The organism is Pectobacterium nicotianae, from assembly GCF_023272715.1.
Lineage (GTDB): Bacteria > Pseudomonadota > Gammaproteobacteria > Enterobacterales > Enterobacteriaceae > Pectobacterium > Pectobacterium brasiliense.
In genome coordinates this window covers 4525916-4541285 of sequence record NZ_CP096821.1, presented here as the reverse complement: position 1 = coordinate 4541285, position 15370 = coordinate 4525916, and the positions used below count along the sequence as shown (strand labels likewise).

Sequence of the window (15370 nt, the reverse complement as noted above, 5' to 3'; positions counted from 1 at the left end):
GTGAAAAACTATGAGCCTTTCGTTTGTCAGTGAGCAGTTACTCACCGCCAATAAATTGAATCTTGACGATCTTTCTGCTGTGCTGGGGTCGCTTAATGAGCGTCGACTGGACTATGCCGATCTCTATTTCCAGTCCAGCTACCATGAGTCCTGGGTACTGGAAGATCGCATCATTAAAGACGGTTCTTACAATATCGATCAGGGCGTGGGTATCCGTGCGATTGACGGTGAAAAGACCGGGTTTGCTTATGCTGATCAGATCACGCTGAACGCATTACATCAGAGCGCGCAGGCTGCACGCAGCATTGTGCGGGAACAAGGCACAGGGACTGCGCACACGTTGGGAGCGGTATCGCATCATGCGCTTTATCCAACGTTGAACCCACTGGATAGCCTGACGCGTGAGGACAAAATTGCGCTGTTGCAGCGTGCTGACACGGTTGCACGTGCCGCAGATGCGCGCGTACAGGAAGTGTCAGCTAGCTTGACCGGCGTGTATGAGCTGGTGCTGGTGGCAGCGACGGACGGTACATTGGCGGCGGATGTGCGCCCGCTGGTTCGTCTGTCGATCAGCGTGTTGGTCGAAGCTGAAGGCAAACGCGAACGCGGTTCCAGCGGCGGCGGCATGCGTGGCGGCTATGACTATTTCTGGGAAGTGGCTGACGGCGAAGCACGTGTTGATGCCTGGGCGAAAGAAGCCGTTCGTATGGCGCTGGTTAACCTGTCGGCGGTGGCTGCTCCTGCCGGGCCAATGCCTGTGGTGTTGGGTGCCGGCTGGCCGGGCGTATTGCTGCATGAAGCGGTTGGTCATGGGTTGGAAGGTGATTTTAACCGTCGCGGCACGTCAGTATTCAGCGGACAGATGGGGAAACTCGTTGCGTCAGAGCTGTGTACGGTGGTGGACGACGGCACGCTGACCGGACGTCGTGGTTCGCTCTCGATGGATGATGAAGGTGTTCCGGGGCAATACAATGTCCTGATCGAAAACGGTATTCTGAAAGGCTACATGCAGGACAAGCTGAATGCGCGTCTGATGGGCGTTGCGCCAACGGGCAATGGGCGCCGCGAATCTTATGCGCATCTGCCGATGCCGCGTATGACGAACACCTATATGCTGGCCGGGAAATCCACGCCGGAAGAGATTATCTCCAGCGTCGAATACGGCCTGTATGCGCCAAACTTTGGCGGCGGTCAGGTCGATATTACCTCTGGCAAGTTCGTCTTCTCGACCTCCGAAGCCTACCTGATCGAAAAAGGTCGCATCACCACGCCAGTCAAAGGTGCCACGCTGATTGGCTCCGGCATTGAAGCGATGCAGCAGATCTCAATGGTCGGCAACGATCTGGCGCTGGATAAAGGCGTCGGCGTATGCGGCAAAGAAGGGCAAAGTCTGCCTGTCGGCGTTGGCCAGCCTACGCTGAAGCTGGAAAGCCTGACCGTCGGCGGCACTGCGTAATTTGCTCTGAATCCTGAGTTCCCTTTAAGACCGCGCTTTATTAGCGCGGTTTTTTTCAGGGGTTGCTATGTAGCGGAACACACAATCAGGACACCGCGGCAATAATTGATTTGAGCTGCTTGATGTGTATTTCATCCCGCTGTACCAAAACGTCTTCCTTAATCTTGAGAACAATGCCTTTTAACAGATCTGTGGTGCTGGAGATATTTGTCGCGGTTTTGAGTACATCAATGTCTGTCGCGACATGCCTGCCTTTAAGCGAAAGACGTTTCTCGGATTTTCCTTTTGCCAAATCACTTTGTAGAAAACGCGGGATATCTTTTGCCGCTGCGTGGTCAGCTGCCAGCGTGTGCAGATAATATTTCATCAGCGTGGGAATAAAATCGGGCTCCCCACCTAATTCGCAACTTGCCAGATTCAGGATGTCTATCATGTGCGCGGGCACTCGACTTTCCAGCGCTTTACGCTGCACATCCAGCGCTTTCTTAATCATGGGGGTCGACTGATGGGGGATGATGGCAACATTTCCGCAGCGTTCGCAAACGCCAACCAAAACCTGCCTCACCACGCCGCTATTATCGCTGAACGGGACGTCTCTAAGCTGAAACGTCGCAGTTTCAAGTGACTGGCATGTGTTACAGAGAGTGGCTTGTGTATCGCCGACTTTGAAAATTTTCATGTCATCGCCTCAATGGTGGACGCTAATAAAGACACAATCCGGCTCGGTAAAATACCATTTGATATACCACGGTATTCCCCGATGGCGGCAACGGATGATATGAACATCAATATGCGCTGCAAAATGATGGGGTGAAGAGGAGTAAGATGGCCCGGCAGATTGATAAATAATATCAATGAGTTCTGTTATTGATGTTTGTCCGGTTGCCAGCAAATTCTTCGTGCTGATGTTCCCTCTGGCTTCATGCAGCACATTACCTGACTGCAAACAGACAATAAGCTGCTTTTTGGCATCCTTGAATCCCATCTCTCACCTATATTGTACGAATTTATTCGTACGTTATCCATGTGATTTTACTTTCCTGAACGAAGGGAAGAGATATAACGCAAGGATGGTGGGATCGGGATGTGTTTTGTATGAAAGAGGGAAACGCCTCGCATTTTCCTCTTTGCAAAACCTACTTTTTTTCCTCGCTATGATTCTGCCGATAGCCCTGATAGGTCAGGGCGACGTTTTTGAAGTATTCCGTCATGTAGTTAATGCAGACTTGTACTTTCAGCGGTAGGTTGTCTTTGCGGGTGTAGAGCGCGTAGACCGGGCGCGGGTCGGAGTGGTAGCGGTTAAACAGAATCTCGATTTCACCGCGGTTAATTTCATCCACGACCCACATGAGCGGCACGTACGCGATACCCGCGCCAGTCTTAAGCCAACGCACCAGCGTTTGTGGGTCGTTAGTGACAAAGCGCCCTTGTGGCGTGACGCGGGTCGAAATGCCTTCCGGGGCGATCAGCTCGAATTCGCTGTCGGGCCGTACGCTGTATTCCAGCCAGGAAAAATTCACCATATCTGCTGGTTTATCCGGCGTGCCGTGCTGTGCCAGATAGCTTTTTGCGGCGCAGACCACCATTGGCATCGAGCCTAAGCGTTTCGAGAACAGGCTGGAATCCTGTAGCGCGCCGACGCGGATAACGATATCCAGCCCGTCGGCAATCAGATCGGGAGCGGGAATTCCGGTGACCAGATTGACGGACAAACCAGGATATTCCTTCAGCATAGCGGCAGTCATGGTGGACAACACATTCTGCGCCATCGTAGAAGAACTGCCGATGCGCAGCGTGCCGATCGGCGTGTTGTTGAAGGCATAAAGCTGCTCATGGACTTCATGTGCCTCATGCAGCATGCGGCGACAGCCGTGGTAATAGATTTTCCCTGCTTCCGTCAAACCAATGCTGCGTGTGCTGCGATTAAGCAGCTTAATCTGTAGCTCATCTTCAAGCTTGGTAACGGTCTGGCTGACGGCGGATACGCTCATCTGTAACTGACGGGCAGCAGCGGTAAAAGAACCAAATTCCACCACGCGGGCAAACACCGACATACTCTTTAGTCTTTCCATTATTCACTCTGGCTTAAAAGTGATTTAGATCACGCTATGTAGATAAGGTGATAATAAGCATCCATAATATAGCCTATCCGGTGGTTCTGGGCAGAACAGAGCCATTCAATGATTGTGTTTATTTACCCAATTAGAGTAATACGCTGATTTCCCATCGTTAGTCAGCCTCTGCTGACATCGCTATTCATCAGTTTAACGCTATCCCATCCGTTGGCTACTCGCCTGCGGGATGAGGCTCTGTTGTCGGTGCTGAAAGGCCGCGCCAGACGACATAATTTACCACCCGGTAGCGCACCTGCTCGTTGCCGCTCTCTAATAGAAAAAGGAAAAGAGGATGAGTTCACTCCCGGTTATGGTGCTGTTCGGGCTGTCATTTCCCCCCGTATTTTTTGTCTTGCTGGTATCGCTGACCCTGTTTTTTGTCGTGAATCGCCTGCTGCAACCGACGGGGATCTATGACTTCGTCTGGCATCCTGCGCTGTTTAACAGCGCGCTGTTCTGCTGTCTGTTTTATTTACTGTTCCGTTACGGTCTGTGAGGTGTCTGTGAAAGCGTTCTTTTTACCCTTGTTTAAACAGCAGGCCGTGCTGATCAAAAAACTGAGCCGCGTGGTTATCACGTTGGTGATTGTACTGTGTGCGATCGTGGCCATTTTTCGTGTCTGGGCGTTCTATACCGAATCACCCTGGACGCGTGATGCCAAATTTACGGCGGATGTCGTGGCAATTGCGCCGGACGTCAGCGGGTTACTGAGCGATGTTCGCGTGACGGACAATCAGCTGGTGAACAAAGGTGACGTGCTGTTTGTCATCGATCAGCCGCGCTACCATCAGGCCGTGGCGCAAGCGGAAGCCGATGTTGCCTACTATCAGGCGCTGGTGACGGAAAAACGTCGGGAATCAGGGCGTCGGGCGCGACTGGGCATCAGTGCGATGTCACAGGAAAATATCGATCAGTCCAGTAATGCATTGGAAACCGCCACGCACCAGCTTGCTAAAGCGCAGGCGGTATTGTCACTGGCGCAACTGGAGCTGGAACGCACCGTGGTACGCGCCCCTGCCGACGGCTGGGTGACCAACCTGCATGTGCAGAGCGGTGAGTTCATTGAACGAGGTAACACGGCGGTAGCGCTGGTGAAGAAGGATTCGTTCTATCTGCTGGCGTACATGGAAGAGACCAAGCTTGAAGGCGTGCGTCGTGGCTACCGTGTGGAAATTACGCCGCTGGGTAGCGAAAAGATATTTTATGGCACGGTTGATAGCGTGGCGGCTGGGGTGAATAACAACAGTAACAGCGCGAACAGTAAAGGTCTGGCTAACGTGGATTCCAATCTGGAATGGGTGCGCCTGGCGCAGCGTGTGCCGGTAAAAATTCGCCTCGATAGCCAAATGGGCGACCTCTACCCGGCTGGCACCACGGCCACCGTGGTGATCACCGGTGAGCAGGTCAACAATGATAAAACGCCTTCGCCGCTCATCCGTCTCCTGTATCGTCTGCGTGAGTTCGGCTAAGTGAGGCGATGATGAAAACTCCGTCGCTAACAGGCTCTATGTTCTTTACGACGCCACAGTTTGCACGCTTGCGCTTTGCTTTCAAGCTGAGCTTCGCGATCGTGCTGTCCCTGTTTTTGGGCTTCCACCTCCAGTTGGAAACGCCGCGCTGGTCGGTGCTGACGGCGGCGATTGTCGCTGCTGGCCCGGCGTTTGCTGCGGGCGGCGAGCCATTTTCCGGCGCGATTCGCCATCGTGGCATGCTGCGTGTCGTCGGCACCTTTATAGGCTGTATCGGCGCACTTGTCATCATTATTGCCACCGTTCGCGCACCGGTTGTGATGTTGATGCTGTGCTGTATTTGGGCTGGCCTCTGTACCTGGGTTTCCTCGCTGGTTAAAGTCGAAAACGCCTATGTGTTCGGGCTGGCGGGCTATACCGCGTTGATTATTATTGTGTCGACGCAGGGGACACCGCTGCTGACGCCGCAGTTTGCCGTGGAACGCTGTAGCGAAATTGTGTTGGGCATCGTCTGTGCGATTCTGGCGGATTTGCTGTTCTCGCCACGCTCGATCAAGCAGGATGTTGACCGCAGTATCGGCGAACTATTGGTGGATCAGTATCGGTTACTGCAACTCTGCATGAGCGGGGCGGAGAAAGATGCGATAGATGCGGCATGGCACGCACTGGTACGCAAAACAACCGCGCTAAACGGCATGCACAGCAGCCTGATGTTGGAGTCCTCGCGCTGGCAGAATAGCAATCGCCGCTTAACGTCGCTGCATACGCAATCGCTCACGATGATTACACAGGCGTGTGAAACCTATCTGATTTTGCAGGACACCCCGACTCCCGTAAAAAGCAGCCTGAAACTGGTGTTGGATCAGCCTGTTGAGTCGTTTCGCGATGTGCATTGCCGTGTGAAAGCGTTGCGCCAACTGATTGCGGCGGACAGTCGTGACGTGCCGCCGATGCTGATCAGTTGGGTCGGAGCGGCGACGCGCTACCTGCTGCTGGCGAAGGGCGTGCAGACCAACGGACGTATCAATACGATTGAAGCCGATGTGCTGAACAGCGAAGTGGAAATTAAAGTGCCATCAGCTGAAACTCATCACGCCATGATTAATGGTTTACGCACTGGCGTGGCGACGGCGCTGGGCTGTCTGTTCTGGCTGAGCACGGGCTGGACTTCCGGCAGCGTGTGTATGGTGATGATTGCGGTGGTGACGTCGCTTGCCATGCGGTTGCCGAACCCGCAGATGATGGCGAAGGATTTTCTTTTCGGGACGATCTACGCGCTGCCGCTGGGGGCGTTGATGTTCATGTTTATCATGCCGTCAACGCAGCAAAGTATGCTGCTGCTATGCCTGAGTCTGGGAGCAATGGCCTTCTTCCTCGGCCTTGAAGTGCAAAAACGTCGACTCGGCTCACTGGGTGCATTGGCCAGTACGATCAATATTCTGGTGTTAGATAACCCGATGACGTTCAACGTCAGTCAGTTTCTGGATAGCGCGATCGGCCAGATCATCGGCTGTTTTCTGGCGTTGATGGTGATCCTGTTGATCCGGGATAACACCAAGGCACACACGGGGAGAACGCTGCTGAACCGCTTTGTGTATGGCGCGGTCTCGGCGCTAACGACCAACACGGCGCGTCGCAAAGAAAACCACCTGCCTGCGCTGTATCAGCAGCTGTTCCTGCTGTTGAACCGCTTCCCTGACGATATTGCCAAGTATCGCCTCGCACTGTGGCTGATCATCATGCACCAGCGTCTGAGAACGCTGGATATTCCGCAAAACGCGGTGCTGTCTGCCTTCCATCGCCAGATTCGTGCAACGGCGGAGCAGGTGATTTTGGCCCGACGCGATAGCACGCGCAGCCGCTATTTCACGCAGCTGTTGGATGAACTTGAACGCTATCAGCAGATGCTGACAGAACAGCAGCTTCCCCCGAGCGTGACAGCGCCGGTGGGACGATTGACCGGGATCCTGCGTGCTTATCAGCATGCGCTGAGCAACTAATCTTAGTGGGCGAGGTGGAGCGGTAACTCTGACGATTAATCCGAGAGTACCGCAGCTCTCGCCCATCACTTCTATACTGAATTATCTATAGCTTCCCTCATAACGTCATGGAATATGACCATTTTCAGGAGGTAACACGATGTCAGGACAAAATTTGCAGGATCATGAACTGTTTAAAACGGGCTACTTTGCTGCGGGGAAATGGCAGCAGAGCGGCGCTACCTTTGAGGTCGTGAATCCGGCGACGGGCGAGTCGATTGCCAGCGTGGCGAAAGCGGGAAAGAAAGAGACGCAGGCGGCGATTGACGCCGCGTATGCCGCGTTTCCTGCCTGGAAGCGTAAAACCGCGAAAGAACGTTCTGAAATTCTGTATCGCTGGTACGAGTTGATTCTGGAGAATAAGCACTATCTGGCGGAGCTGATGACCGCCGAACAGGGCAAGCCTGTGCAGGAAGCCGAAGGCGAAGTCGTCTACGCGGCGAATTTCATTCAGTGGTTTGCTGAGCAGGGCAAGCGGGCTAACGGTGAGATTATTCCGCCTGCGAAACCCGGATCGAAGATTTACGCCACGCGTGAGCCCGTTGGCGTCGTTGTTGCCATTACGCCGTGGAATTTCCCGCTGGCGATGCTGACGCGTAAGCTGGGGCCGGCGTTGGCCGCAGGATGTACCGGTGTGATCAAACCTGCGAACAACACGCCGCTGTCTGCATTTGCGCTGTTGGCGCTGGCGCAGCAGGCGGGTGTGCCGGATGGCGTACTCAACGGCGTGGCGGGCGACACGCAGGCGATCAGCGATACCGTCATGGCGAGCGATAAAGTGCGCAAAATCTCCTTCACCGGCTCGACAGAAGTAGGGAAAACGCTGGTGCGCAATGCCGCAGAGACCATGAAGAAAGTGTCGATGGAGCTTGGCGGGAACGCGCCTTATATCGTGTTTGATGACGCAGATATTCAGGCCGCAGTAAAAGGCGCGATAGCTAACCGTTTCCGTAACGCAGGTCAGGTTTGTGTTAGCGCCAACCGGTTTTATATTCAGGACGGCGTCTACGATGAGTTTGTTTCTCTGCTCGCGGAAGAAGTGAAGAAACTGAAAGTCGGTAATGGTATGGATGACGGCGTCGTGCTCGGTCCGCTGATTGACGATGCCGCCGTTGAGAAGGTGGAAAAGCATGTCAATGATGCGGTGGAAAAGGGGGGCAAGGCGCTTGTCGGTGGTAAACGGCACAAGCTGGGCCACAGCTTCTTTGAGCCGACGGTGATTGTTGATGCCAACGAAGCGATGCTGCTGGCGCAGGAAGAAACGTTTGGTCCGGTTGCTCCCTGCTTCCGTTTCAAAACGGAAGAAGAAGTGATTCAGCGCGCCAACAATACGCCGTTTGGGCTGGCCGCCTACTTCTACAGCCAGAGCTTGCAGCGTGTGTTCCGCGTGGCAGAAGCGCTGGAGAGCGGCATGATTGGTATTAACGAATGCGCGGTTTCAACCGAATTAGCCCCCTTCGGCGGTGTGAAAGAGTCAGGATTAGGCCGCGAAGGCTCGGTTCTGGGGCTGGACGAATTTCTGGAAGTGAAAACCTGGCATTTGGGCGGGTTGTGATCTGAATGGATGCTGCGATCGGCATTGATCGAATCCGATTGAATACCGGAAAACAAGATAGGTAATACGTGGGATGAGTGAGTCAGACTCCTCATCCCACGTTAGCCGTTAGTCTGTGGTTTCAGCCAGTTCGCGCAGATACTGGAAGATCTGACGGGCGGATTTCGGCGGCTTGTTCGTCGCTTTCTCTTTCTGCGCATTACGCACCAGAGAACGTAACTGCTGACGGTCAGCGTGAGGATAAAGCGCCAGAATATCGGGAACCACATCGTCACCTTCTTCAATCAGACGGTCGCGCAGCTGTTCCAGTTTATGGAATAACGCGACCTGCTGATTATGACGGTTGTTCAGCTTATCCAGCGCGGTTTGGATCGGCTCTGGATCGCGGGCGCGCAGCATTTTACCAATCAGCTGTAGCTGGCGGCGGCGGCCTTCTTTCTTGATCCGCTGCGCCAGTTCCACCGCCGCACGCAGATCGTCGTCCAACGGGATCTTCTCCAGGGCGTTTTTGCCCAGCTCGACCAGTTCCGCGCCGAGATCTTTCAGCGCTTCGGCATCGCGCTTTATTTCACTTTTGCTGACCCAGATAATTTCATCATCTTCGTCGTCTTCTTGGTTATCTGGGACGTCATTCAGCCAGTCTTCGTACTTTTGCTTCATGGTTGGCTCCTAAAAAGTGTCCAGGAGCAATTCTTAACGCTACGCGTAGCGGCTCCGGGATGGTGAACAGCGTGCCCACCAGAAAAAAGAGGCTGATACTAACAGGTTTGGGCTTTGTGCGAAATTGTCCGTAGATCCTGTTAGACTAGAAAGCATTATGCTACACCTTTTTATGCTCGTCATACTTCAAGTTGCATGTGCGTTGGCTGCGTTCAGTCACCCGAATCACTTACTTGAGTAAGCTCATCGGGATTCCTTCGCTTGCCGCCTTCCTGAAACTTGAATTATTTAGAGCATATTTCTCTCTACTCATATTTTTCGAGTGGGGATGATGGTGAGCTTTCTTCCACTCATTATGGCAGAACAATGACGATAACTACTCAGGTTGCAGAGCAGCGTAAAGCGCTGGAGCTCGCGGTGGCTCAGGCGCTGGAACTGGCGCGTGCCGGTTCTGATGCGGCAGAAGTCGCGGTGTCAAAAACGACGGGCATTAGCGTCAGTACCCGTTATGGTGATGTTGAAAATGTTGAATTCAACAGCGATGGCGCGTTGGGCATTACGGTTTATCACCAACAGCGTAAAGGCAGCGCATCGTCTACCGATCTCAGCCCGGATGCGATAGCCCGTACCGTACAGGCCGCGCTGGATATTGCTCGCTATACCTCTGTCGATCCGTTTGCTGGCCCGGCGGATCGGGATCTTCTGGCGTTCGACGCGCCGGATCTGGATCTGTTCCATCCAACCGAACTGGATGCGGATCGCGGCATTGAATTAGCCGCTCGCGCAGAGCAGGCCGCATTACAGGCGGACAAGCGCATTACCAACACCGAAGGCGGCAGTTTTAACAGCCACTACGGCGTTAAGGTGTTCGGCAATAGCCACGGTCTGCTGAAAAGTTACTGCTCTAGCCGTCATTCTATGTCCAGCTGTGTGATTGCCGAAGTGAATGGCGATATGGAGCGCGATTATGCCTACACCGTTGGCCGTGCGCTGGATGACTTGCGCAGCCCGGAATGGGTAGGCGAAGAGTGCGCGCGCCGTACGTTATCCCGCCTGTCACCGCGTAAGCTGCCTACCATGCAGGCTCCGGTGATGTTTTCTGCGGAAGTGGCGACGGGCCTGTTTGGTCATTTGGTTGGTGCCATCAGCGGCGGCAGTGTTTATCGTAAATCCACTTTCCTGCTGGATAAGCTGGGTCAGCAGATTCTGCCTGAGTGGCTGACGATTGAGGAACAACCGCATCTGCTGAGAGGGCTGGCCTCTACGCCGTTCGACAGCGAAGGTGTGCGGACACAGGCGCGTGACATTGTGAAGGCGGGCGTGTTGCAGACCTGGCTCATGACAAGCTACTCCGCGCGTAAGTTGGGAATGCAGAGCACCGGCCATGCGGGTGGCATTCATAACTGGCGGATTGCCGGACAGGGGCTGGATTTCAACGGTATGTTGAAACAGATGGGCAAAGGCCTGCTGGTGACCGAACTGATGGGGCAGGGTGTGAGCGGTGTGACGGGGGATTATTCCCGTGGAGCATCCGGCTTCTGGGTCGAAAACGGTGAAATTCAGTATCCGGTCAGTGAGATTACTATCGCGGGTAACCTGAAAGACATGCTGCGCAATATTGTGACGGTGGGGAATGATATCGAAACCCGAAGCAATATCCAGTGTGGTTCCGTGTTGCTGCCAGAGATGAAGATCGCAGGGGAATAAGCCTGCTCTTTGTGAATAACCGTCGCCGTCGGCAGTGTCCGACGGCTGTTACTCTATGCCTTATTAGCACGCATTTATAGCAGAGTAGCACCTTGCTGGTTTAGCGGTGGTACTCGCCTGCGGCTTCTGGCTGATAGAGTAGTTCTAGTACTTCAATTCGTGTTTCTTCACCGTTTGGCAACTGCCAGGTGATCGAGTTTCCCACATGCATTCCCAATAGTGCCGCACCCAGCGGAGCCATCACCGACAGCGGTTCTTGACTGTCCTTCACCGCGGCCGGATAAACCAGCGTGCGGATGTGCTCTTCGTTGGTATTCAGATCGCGGAAACGCACCCGACTATTCATGGTGACGACATGTGAGGGAATTGATGCCGAAGGCAGAATGTCCGCCCGATCCAGCTCCTCATTCAACGCCTGTGCGATATCGCTGTCCGCAAAGGCGGGCTGCTCCAATAACATATCCAGACGTTCTGCATCCAATTCACTAATTGTCAGGTTAGGTTTCGTCATACTCCTCTCCAGTTGGTATTTTCAGATGATATAAAAATAACCCCCCGCACCCAAAGGAGCAGGGGGTATAAGAAAATATTATGATTTATAGAGGTAGATAGTAGGAGGTTCGGAAGGGAAAGTGAAGCGCTCCTTGCTACGAAGGCTGGCTGATAGCCTGCTAAGGAAATGCTAGTCCTCGTCGAACCCGGCTTCGAACAGCCCGATGACGGCGGCAAGCGCCTGCTCTTCATCCGGGCCTGTCGCTTCTACCTCGATGAGCCGCCCTTTGGCCGAGTCCAGCATTAGCATGGCAATCACGCTGCTGGCTTCGGCTTCGGTGCCGCTGTCATTACGCAGTATCACTTCTGCATCAAAGCTCTGCACCAGCTCGAACAACTTCATGGCTGGGCGAGCGTGCATGCCCAGCTTGTTTTTGATTTCAACCGTTTGCCGGACTGTCATAGGTTACCTGGTTGGTCTGGTTTGCCGACTCTTACGAGGGTTTACGTTTTTCCAGCGTACGGTGGCGAGACTGTACGTTCTTACCGCGTGAACGGAAGTAGTCTGCCAGCTGTTCGGCAACGTAGACGGAACGGTGTTTACCGCCGGTACAGCCAATGGCGACAGTCAGGTAGCTGCGGTTATTGGTTTCCAGCATCGGCAGCCACAGTTCCAGATAGCTGCGAGTCTGGTAGATGAAGTTGTGAACTTCGGTGTGCCTGTCGAGGAAGGACGCAACGGGCTTATCCAGACCGGTCATCGGGCGCAGTTTCGGATCCCAATGCGGGTTCGGCAGGAAGCGCACGTCAAAGACGTAATCCGCATCGATAGGGATACCGTGCTTGAAGCCGAACGATTCGAACACCATTGTGAGCTCGCGTTCCCGCTTGCCGAGCAGACGGGTTCGCAGCATCTCGGCCAGTTCATGTACCGACATCTCTGAGGTGTCGATAATCAGGTCGGCGCGTGAACGCAGCGGCTCCAGCAGGTCGCTTTCTTCATCAATCGCGCTTTCCAGTGACAGATTCTTGCTGGAGAGCGGGTGAAGACGACGAGTGTCGCTGTAGCGACGGATCAGCGTATTGCGATCGGCATCCAGAAACAGCAGTTGAGGCGAGAAGCTTGGCGGCAGTTGCTCCATGGCATGCTCGAAGATCTCGGGTGATTCCGGCATATTGCGCACGTCAATGCTGACTGCTGCGGAAATGTTACGTGCCGCAAGCGTATTAGCCAGTTCTGGCAGTAGAACCACTGGCAGGTTATCTACGCAGTAGAACCCCATATCTTCCAGTGCGCGCAGGGCGACAGATTTCCCTGAACCTGAGCGACCACTGACAATCATCAGCACCATCTGACGACTCCCCTCTGGCAACGTGATGGCGAATTTTCATTGCCACTGTTTTTATAAAAAAGTGATGTATAGCTAAAAAAATGACGGCTTAGCGCAGGGATTGCAAGCATTCTCTGAATCCACGGCGAATCGCCCGTCATCGTGAACATGACAACCATCCGGCTTAACCGGCTTCCGTCATAATCTGGTACAGCTCTTCATCGCTTTGCGCCGCACGCAGGCGTCGGCAAACCGTTTTATCCGCCAGCCGCTTGGCAACAAGCGACAGGGTATGCAAATGGGTTTTACATTGTTCCGCTGGAACCAGCAAGGCAAAAAGCAGATCAACGGCCTGATTATCAATGGCATCGAAAGCGATCGGTTGCTCTAACTGGATGAAAACACCGATGGCACCCAGCGCATTATCGTCTTCCAGCTTACCGTGAGGAATGGCAATGCCGCCGCCGATTCCTGTGCTGCCCATCCGCTCCCGAGTCAGGATGGCATCAAAGATAATCTGCGAAGGAATGTTAAGCTGCCTGGCGGCCAGCTCACTGATAATTTCCAATGCCCGTTTCTTACTCTGGCAGTGGACGGTGCTTCGGGTGCACTCAGGACGTAATACGGTGCTGAGCTGCAATACGGGATCGTGGTTCATTTTATTTTCACTTAACGACGCTTTCACTTCTGGTGATCCCGACCCACCCGATGGATGGGCCGAGTTTGTCCTTTGCCAAATGGCAAAGAAGAAAATTAGTGCTGCTTGAGTTTATCTTTATGCTTATTGAGCTGTCTCGCCAGCTTATCAATCAATAAATCTATCGCGGCGTACATATCTGCCGCCTCTGAGGTTGCATGCAGCTCGCCGCCATTCACGTGGAGCGTGGCCTCGGCAATTTGCTGAACTTTTTCCACTCTCAATACCACATTGACCTGATTAATCCGGTCAAAATACTGCTCTAATTTGGCAAACTTGCCATTCACAAAATCACGCAGTGGTTCAGTGATATCGATGTGGTGTCCGGTAATGTTGAGCTGCATAGTGTCTTCCTTCTCTGTTGAGATCAAACCAGTTGTTTACGCTGATTCGACGGTGGGATAGATAAAGACTCTCGGTATTTTGCAACGGTTCGACGCGCCACGATGATGCCCTGATCGGAGAGCAGTGCCGTAAGCTTGCTATCGCTCAGTGGCTTCACGGGGTTTTCCGCTGCAATAAGCTTCTTCACCAACGCGCGGATTGCCGTTGATGAGGCTTCTCCGCCGCTATCGGTATTAACGTGGCTGGAGAAGAAATATTTTAGCTCAAAAATGCCGCGCGGGCTGTGCAGGAACTTCTGTGTCGTCACGCGTGAGATGGTGGATTCATGCATATCCACCGCTTGAGCGATGTCTGCCAGTACCATGGGCTTCATGAATTCTTCGCCCTGCTCGAAGAAATCCTGCTGCTGTTCGACGATGCAGCGGGTGACCTTCAGCAGCGTGTCATTGCGACTTTCCAGGCTTTTGATGAGCCAGCGCGCTTCTTGCAGATTGCTGCGGATAAACTGCCCGTCGCTGTCGTTGCGCGCGCTGTTACCCAGCGCGGCATACTGCTGGTTAATCTGCAACCGGGGGACGCTGTCGGTGTTCAGTTCGACGGCCCAGATCCCCTGAACTTTACGTACCAGCACGTCAGGAATCACGTATTCGGATTCACCGGTGTTGATCGATTGTCCCGGACGGGGATCGAGCGATTGGATCAGCGCCAGCGCTTCTTTCAGCACCTCTTCTTTCAGACGAGTAACGCGGATCAGGCTGCGGAAATCATGGTTGGCTAACAGATCGAGATGATCGCTGACGATCAGGCGCGCTTCGGTCAGACGTGGCGTGTCGTCGGCGAATTGGGAAAGCTGCACCAGCAGACAATCACGCAGATCGCGAGCGGCGACGCCAACGGGATCGAAGCGCTGCACGCGTTTTAGCACGGCTTCAACCTCTTCCAGCGTCACGTCGTCGTCACCGATGCTGTCAAGAATGTCCTGCAACGGTACGGTCAGGTAACCGGTGTTGTCGACTGCATCGACGATAGAGGTCGCGATAGCCGCGTCGGTGTCGGAAAACGGCGTTAGCTCAACCTGCCACATCAGGTAATCCTGAAGCGTTTGCGTGGTTTCGCCTTGATAAATCGGCAGTTCTTCATCGCGATAGTCGGTGCCAGTGCCCGACGGCGTGCCTGCGGAGTAGATTTCATCCCAGGTAGCATCGAGCGGCAATTCTTCCGGCATGTCTCTTTGTTCAAGGGCTTCGCCGGTATCCAGCGAATCGCTGTCTGCCTTTTCAAATGACTCGATTTCGTCGTGCTGATCCGTTTGTTCGAGCAACGGATTGCTTTCCAGCGCCAGTTGAATTTCCTGTTGCAATTCAAGCGTGGACAGTTGCAACAGGCGGATCGCCTGTTGGAGCTGTGGAGTCATGGCCAGTTGCTGGCTAAGCCTGAGTTGCAAACCTTGCTTCATAAATCGCGCTAACGTCCCATAAGTACTGCAAAGATAAAATATTACCCTA

Annotated in this window: 16 protein-coding genes; 6 read left to right on the top strand and 10 right to left on the bottom strand. The window is 53.8% G+C overall.

Features of this window, described 5'->3' with window-relative positions; translation table 11 throughout:
* Positions 1 to 10 precede the first annotated feature (10 nt).
* A complete protein-coding gene (gene tldD, locus MYB54_RS20190) occupies positions 11 to 1456 on the top strand; it encodes a metalloprotease TldD (protein ID WP_014913843.1) in 1446 nt (481 codons plus the stop codon).
* Positions 1457 to 1541: 85 nt separating this feature from the next.
* On the opposite strand, the gene MYB54_RS20185 is transcribed toward tldD, so the two are convergent.
* The 3 genes from MYB54_RS20185 to aaeR form a co-directional block, all read right to left on the bottom strand.
* Entirely contained in the window at positions 1542 to 2135 is a 594-nt protein-coding gene (locus MYB54_RS20185) for a hypothetical protein (RefSeq protein ID WP_039462618.1), read from the bottom strand.
* 9 nt (positions 2136 to 2144) lie between these two features.
* The gene (locus MYB54_RS20180) at positions 2145 to 2441 is read right to left on the bottom strand and encodes a hypothetical protein (protein ID WP_072010305.1); all 297 of its coding nucleotides are present in this window, start codon (positions 2439 to 2441) and stop codon (positions 2145 to 2147) included.
* A 151-nt stretch (positions 2442 to 2592) separates the two neighbouring features.
* The gene (aaeR, locus tag MYB54_RS20175) at positions 2593 to 3528 is read right to left on the bottom strand and encodes an HTH-type transcriptional activator AaeR (protein ID WP_039462621.1); all 936 of its coding nucleotides are present in this window, start codon (positions 3526 to 3528) and stop codon (positions 2593 to 2595) included.
* 334 nt (positions 3529 to 3862) lie between these two features.
* On the opposite strand from aaeR, the gene aaeX reads away from it, so the two are divergent.
* From aaeX to MYB54_RS20155, 4 genes are all read left to right on the top strand, one after another.
* On the top strand, positions 3863 to 4066 hold the full coding sequence (gene aaeX / locus MYB54_RS20170; protein WP_005975424.1) for a p-hydroxybenzoic acid efflux pump operon protein AaeX: 204 nt from the start codon (positions 3863 to 3865) through the stop codon (positions 4064 to 4066).
* A gap of 7 nt (positions 4067 to 4073) precedes the next feature.
* The gene (gene aaeA, locus MYB54_RS20165) at positions 4074 to 5039 is read left to right on the top strand and encodes a p-hydroxybenzoic acid efflux pump subunit AaeA (protein ID WP_180773994.1); all 966 of its coding nucleotides are present in this window, start codon (positions 4074 to 4076) and stop codon (positions 5037 to 5039) included.
* A gap of 11 nt (positions 5040 to 5050) precedes the next feature.
* Positions 5051 to 7039: a p-hydroxybenzoic acid efflux pump subunit AaeB gene (aaeB, locus tag MYB54_RS20160; protein ID WP_205605332.1), complete on the top strand. Its 1989-nt coding sequence runs from the start codon at positions 5051 to 5053 to the stop codon at positions 7037 to 7039.
* Positions 7040 to 7178: 139 nt separating this feature from the next.
* Positions 7179 to 8633 carry an NAD-dependent succinate-semialdehyde dehydrogenase gene (locus MYB54_RS20155; RefSeq protein WP_205564084.1) on the top strand — a complete coding sequence of 485 codons (1455 nt, stop codon included), beginning with the start codon at positions 7179 to 7181 and terminating at the stop codon, positions 8631 to 8633.
* Positions 8634 to 8741: 108 nt separating this feature from the next.
* On the opposite strand, the gene yjgA is transcribed toward MYB54_RS20155, so the two are convergent.
* On the bottom strand, positions 8742 to 9293 hold the full coding sequence (gene yjgA / locus MYB54_RS20150) for a ribosome biogenesis factor YjgA (protein ID WP_010296620.1): 552 nt from the start codon (positions 9291 to 9293) through the stop codon (positions 8742 to 8744).
* A gap of 366 nt (positions 9294 to 9659) precedes the next feature.
* On the opposite strand from yjgA, the gene pmbA reads away from it, so the two are divergent.
* Positions 9660 to 11000, top strand: coding sequence for a metalloprotease PmbA (gene pmbA / locus MYB54_RS20145; protein ID WP_010681570.1), 1341 nt, complete (start codon positions 9660 to 9662; stop codon positions 10998 to 11000).
* Positions 11001 to 11100: 100 nt separating this feature from the next.
* Here the strand turns inward: pmbA and rnk are convergent, their stop codons facing one another.
* From rnk to rpoN, 6 genes are all read right to left on the bottom strand, one after another.
* Complete coding sequence (rnk, locus tag MYB54_RS20140) at positions 11101 to 11511, bottom strand: nucleoside diphosphate kinase regulator (protein ID WP_014913850.1); 411 nt, start codon at positions 11509 to 11511, stop codon at positions 11101 to 11103.
* Between the two features lie 171 nt (positions 11512 to 11682).
* Positions 11683 to 11955 carry a PTS phosphocarrier protein NPr gene (npr, locus tag MYB54_RS20135; RefSeq protein WP_010296626.1) on the bottom strand — a complete coding sequence of 91 codons (273 nt, stop codon included), beginning with the start codon at positions 11953 to 11955 and terminating at the stop codon, positions 11683 to 11685.
* 31 nt (positions 11956 to 11986) lie between these two features.
* A complete protein-coding gene (gene rapZ, locus MYB54_RS20130; RefSeq protein WP_010296630.1) occupies positions 11987 to 12844 on the bottom strand; it encodes an RNase adapter RapZ in 858 nt (285 codons plus the stop codon).
* Between the two features lie 163 nt (positions 12845 to 13007).
* The gene (gene ptsN / locus MYB54_RS20125; RefSeq protein WP_039279069.1) at positions 13008 to 13481 is read right to left on the bottom strand and encodes a PTS IIA-like nitrogen regulatory protein PtsN; all 474 of its coding nucleotides are present in this window, start codon (positions 13479 to 13481) and stop codon (positions 13008 to 13010) included.
* 95 nt (positions 13482 to 13576) lie between these two features.
* The gene (hpf, locus tag MYB54_RS20120; RefSeq protein ID WP_010296634.1) at positions 13577 to 13864 is read right to left on the bottom strand and encodes a ribosome hibernation promoting factor; all 288 of its coding nucleotides are present in this window, start codon (positions 13862 to 13864) and stop codon (positions 13577 to 13579) included.
* Positions 13865 to 13887: 23 nt separating this feature from the next.
* A complete protein-coding gene (gene rpoN, locus MYB54_RS20115) occupies positions 13888 to 15321 on the bottom strand; it encodes an RNA polymerase factor sigma-54 (RefSeq protein WP_010681574.1) in 1434 nt (477 codons plus the stop codon).
* Positions 15322 to 15370: the final 49 nt, after the last annotated feature.

Bases quoted from the DNA above. Each gene is read 5' to 3' on its own strand.
- tldD (WP_014913843.1), top strand. From the start codon at position 11: ATGAGCCTTTCGTTTGTCAGTGAGCAGTTACTCACCGCCAATAAATTG.
- MYB54_RS20185 (WP_039462618.1), bottom strand. From the start codon at position 2,135: ATGAAAATTTTCAAAGTCGGCGATACACAAGCCACTCTCTGTAACACA.
- MYB54_RS20180 (WP_072010305.1), bottom strand. From the start codon at position 2,441: ATGGGATTCAAGGATGCCAAAAAGCAGCTTATTGTCTGTTTGCAGTCA.
- aaeR (WP_039462621.1), bottom strand. From the start codon at position 3,528: ATGGAAAGACTAAAGAGTATGTCGGTGTTTGCCCGCGTGGTGGAATTT.
- aaeX (WP_005975424.1), top strand. From the start codon at position 3,863: ATGAGTTCACTCCCGGTTATGGTGCTGTTCGGGCTGTCATTTCCCCCC.
- aaeB (WP_205605332.1), top strand. From the start codon at position 5,051: ATGAAAACTCCGTCGCTAACAGGCTCTATGTTCTTTACGACGCCACAG.
- MYB54_RS20155 (WP_205564084.1), top strand. From the start codon at position 7,179: ATGTCAGGACAAAATTTGCAGGATCATGAACTGTTTAAAACGGGCTAC.
- yjgA (WP_010296620.1), bottom strand. From the start codon at position 9,293: ATGAAGCAAAAGTACGAAGACTGGCTGAATGACGTCCCAGATAACCAA.
- pmbA (WP_010681570.1), top strand. From the start codon at position 9,660: ATGACGATAACTACTCAGGTTGCAGAGCAGCGTAAAGCGCTGGAGCTC.
- rnk (WP_014913850.1), bottom strand. From the start codon at position 11,511: ATGACGAAACCTAACCTGACAATTAGTGAATTGGATGCAGAACGTCTG.
- npr (WP_010296626.1), bottom strand. From the start codon at position 11,955: ATGACAGTCCGGCAAACGGTTGAAATCAAAAACAAGCTGGGCATGCAC.
- rapZ (WP_010296630.1), bottom strand. From the start codon at position 12,844: ATGGTGCTGATGATTGTCAGTGGTCGCTCAGGTTCAGGGAAATCTGTC.
- ptsN (WP_039279069.1), bottom strand. From the start codon at position 13,481: ATGAACCACGATCCCGTATTGCAGCTCAGCACCGTATTACGTCCTGAG.
- hpf (WP_010296634.1), bottom strand. From the start codon at position 13,864: ATGCAGCTCAACATTACCGGACACCACATCGATATCACTGAACCACTG.
- rpoN (WP_010681574.1), bottom strand. From the start codon at position 15,321: ATGAAGCAAGGTTTGCAACTCAGGCTTAGCCAGCAACTGGCCATGACT.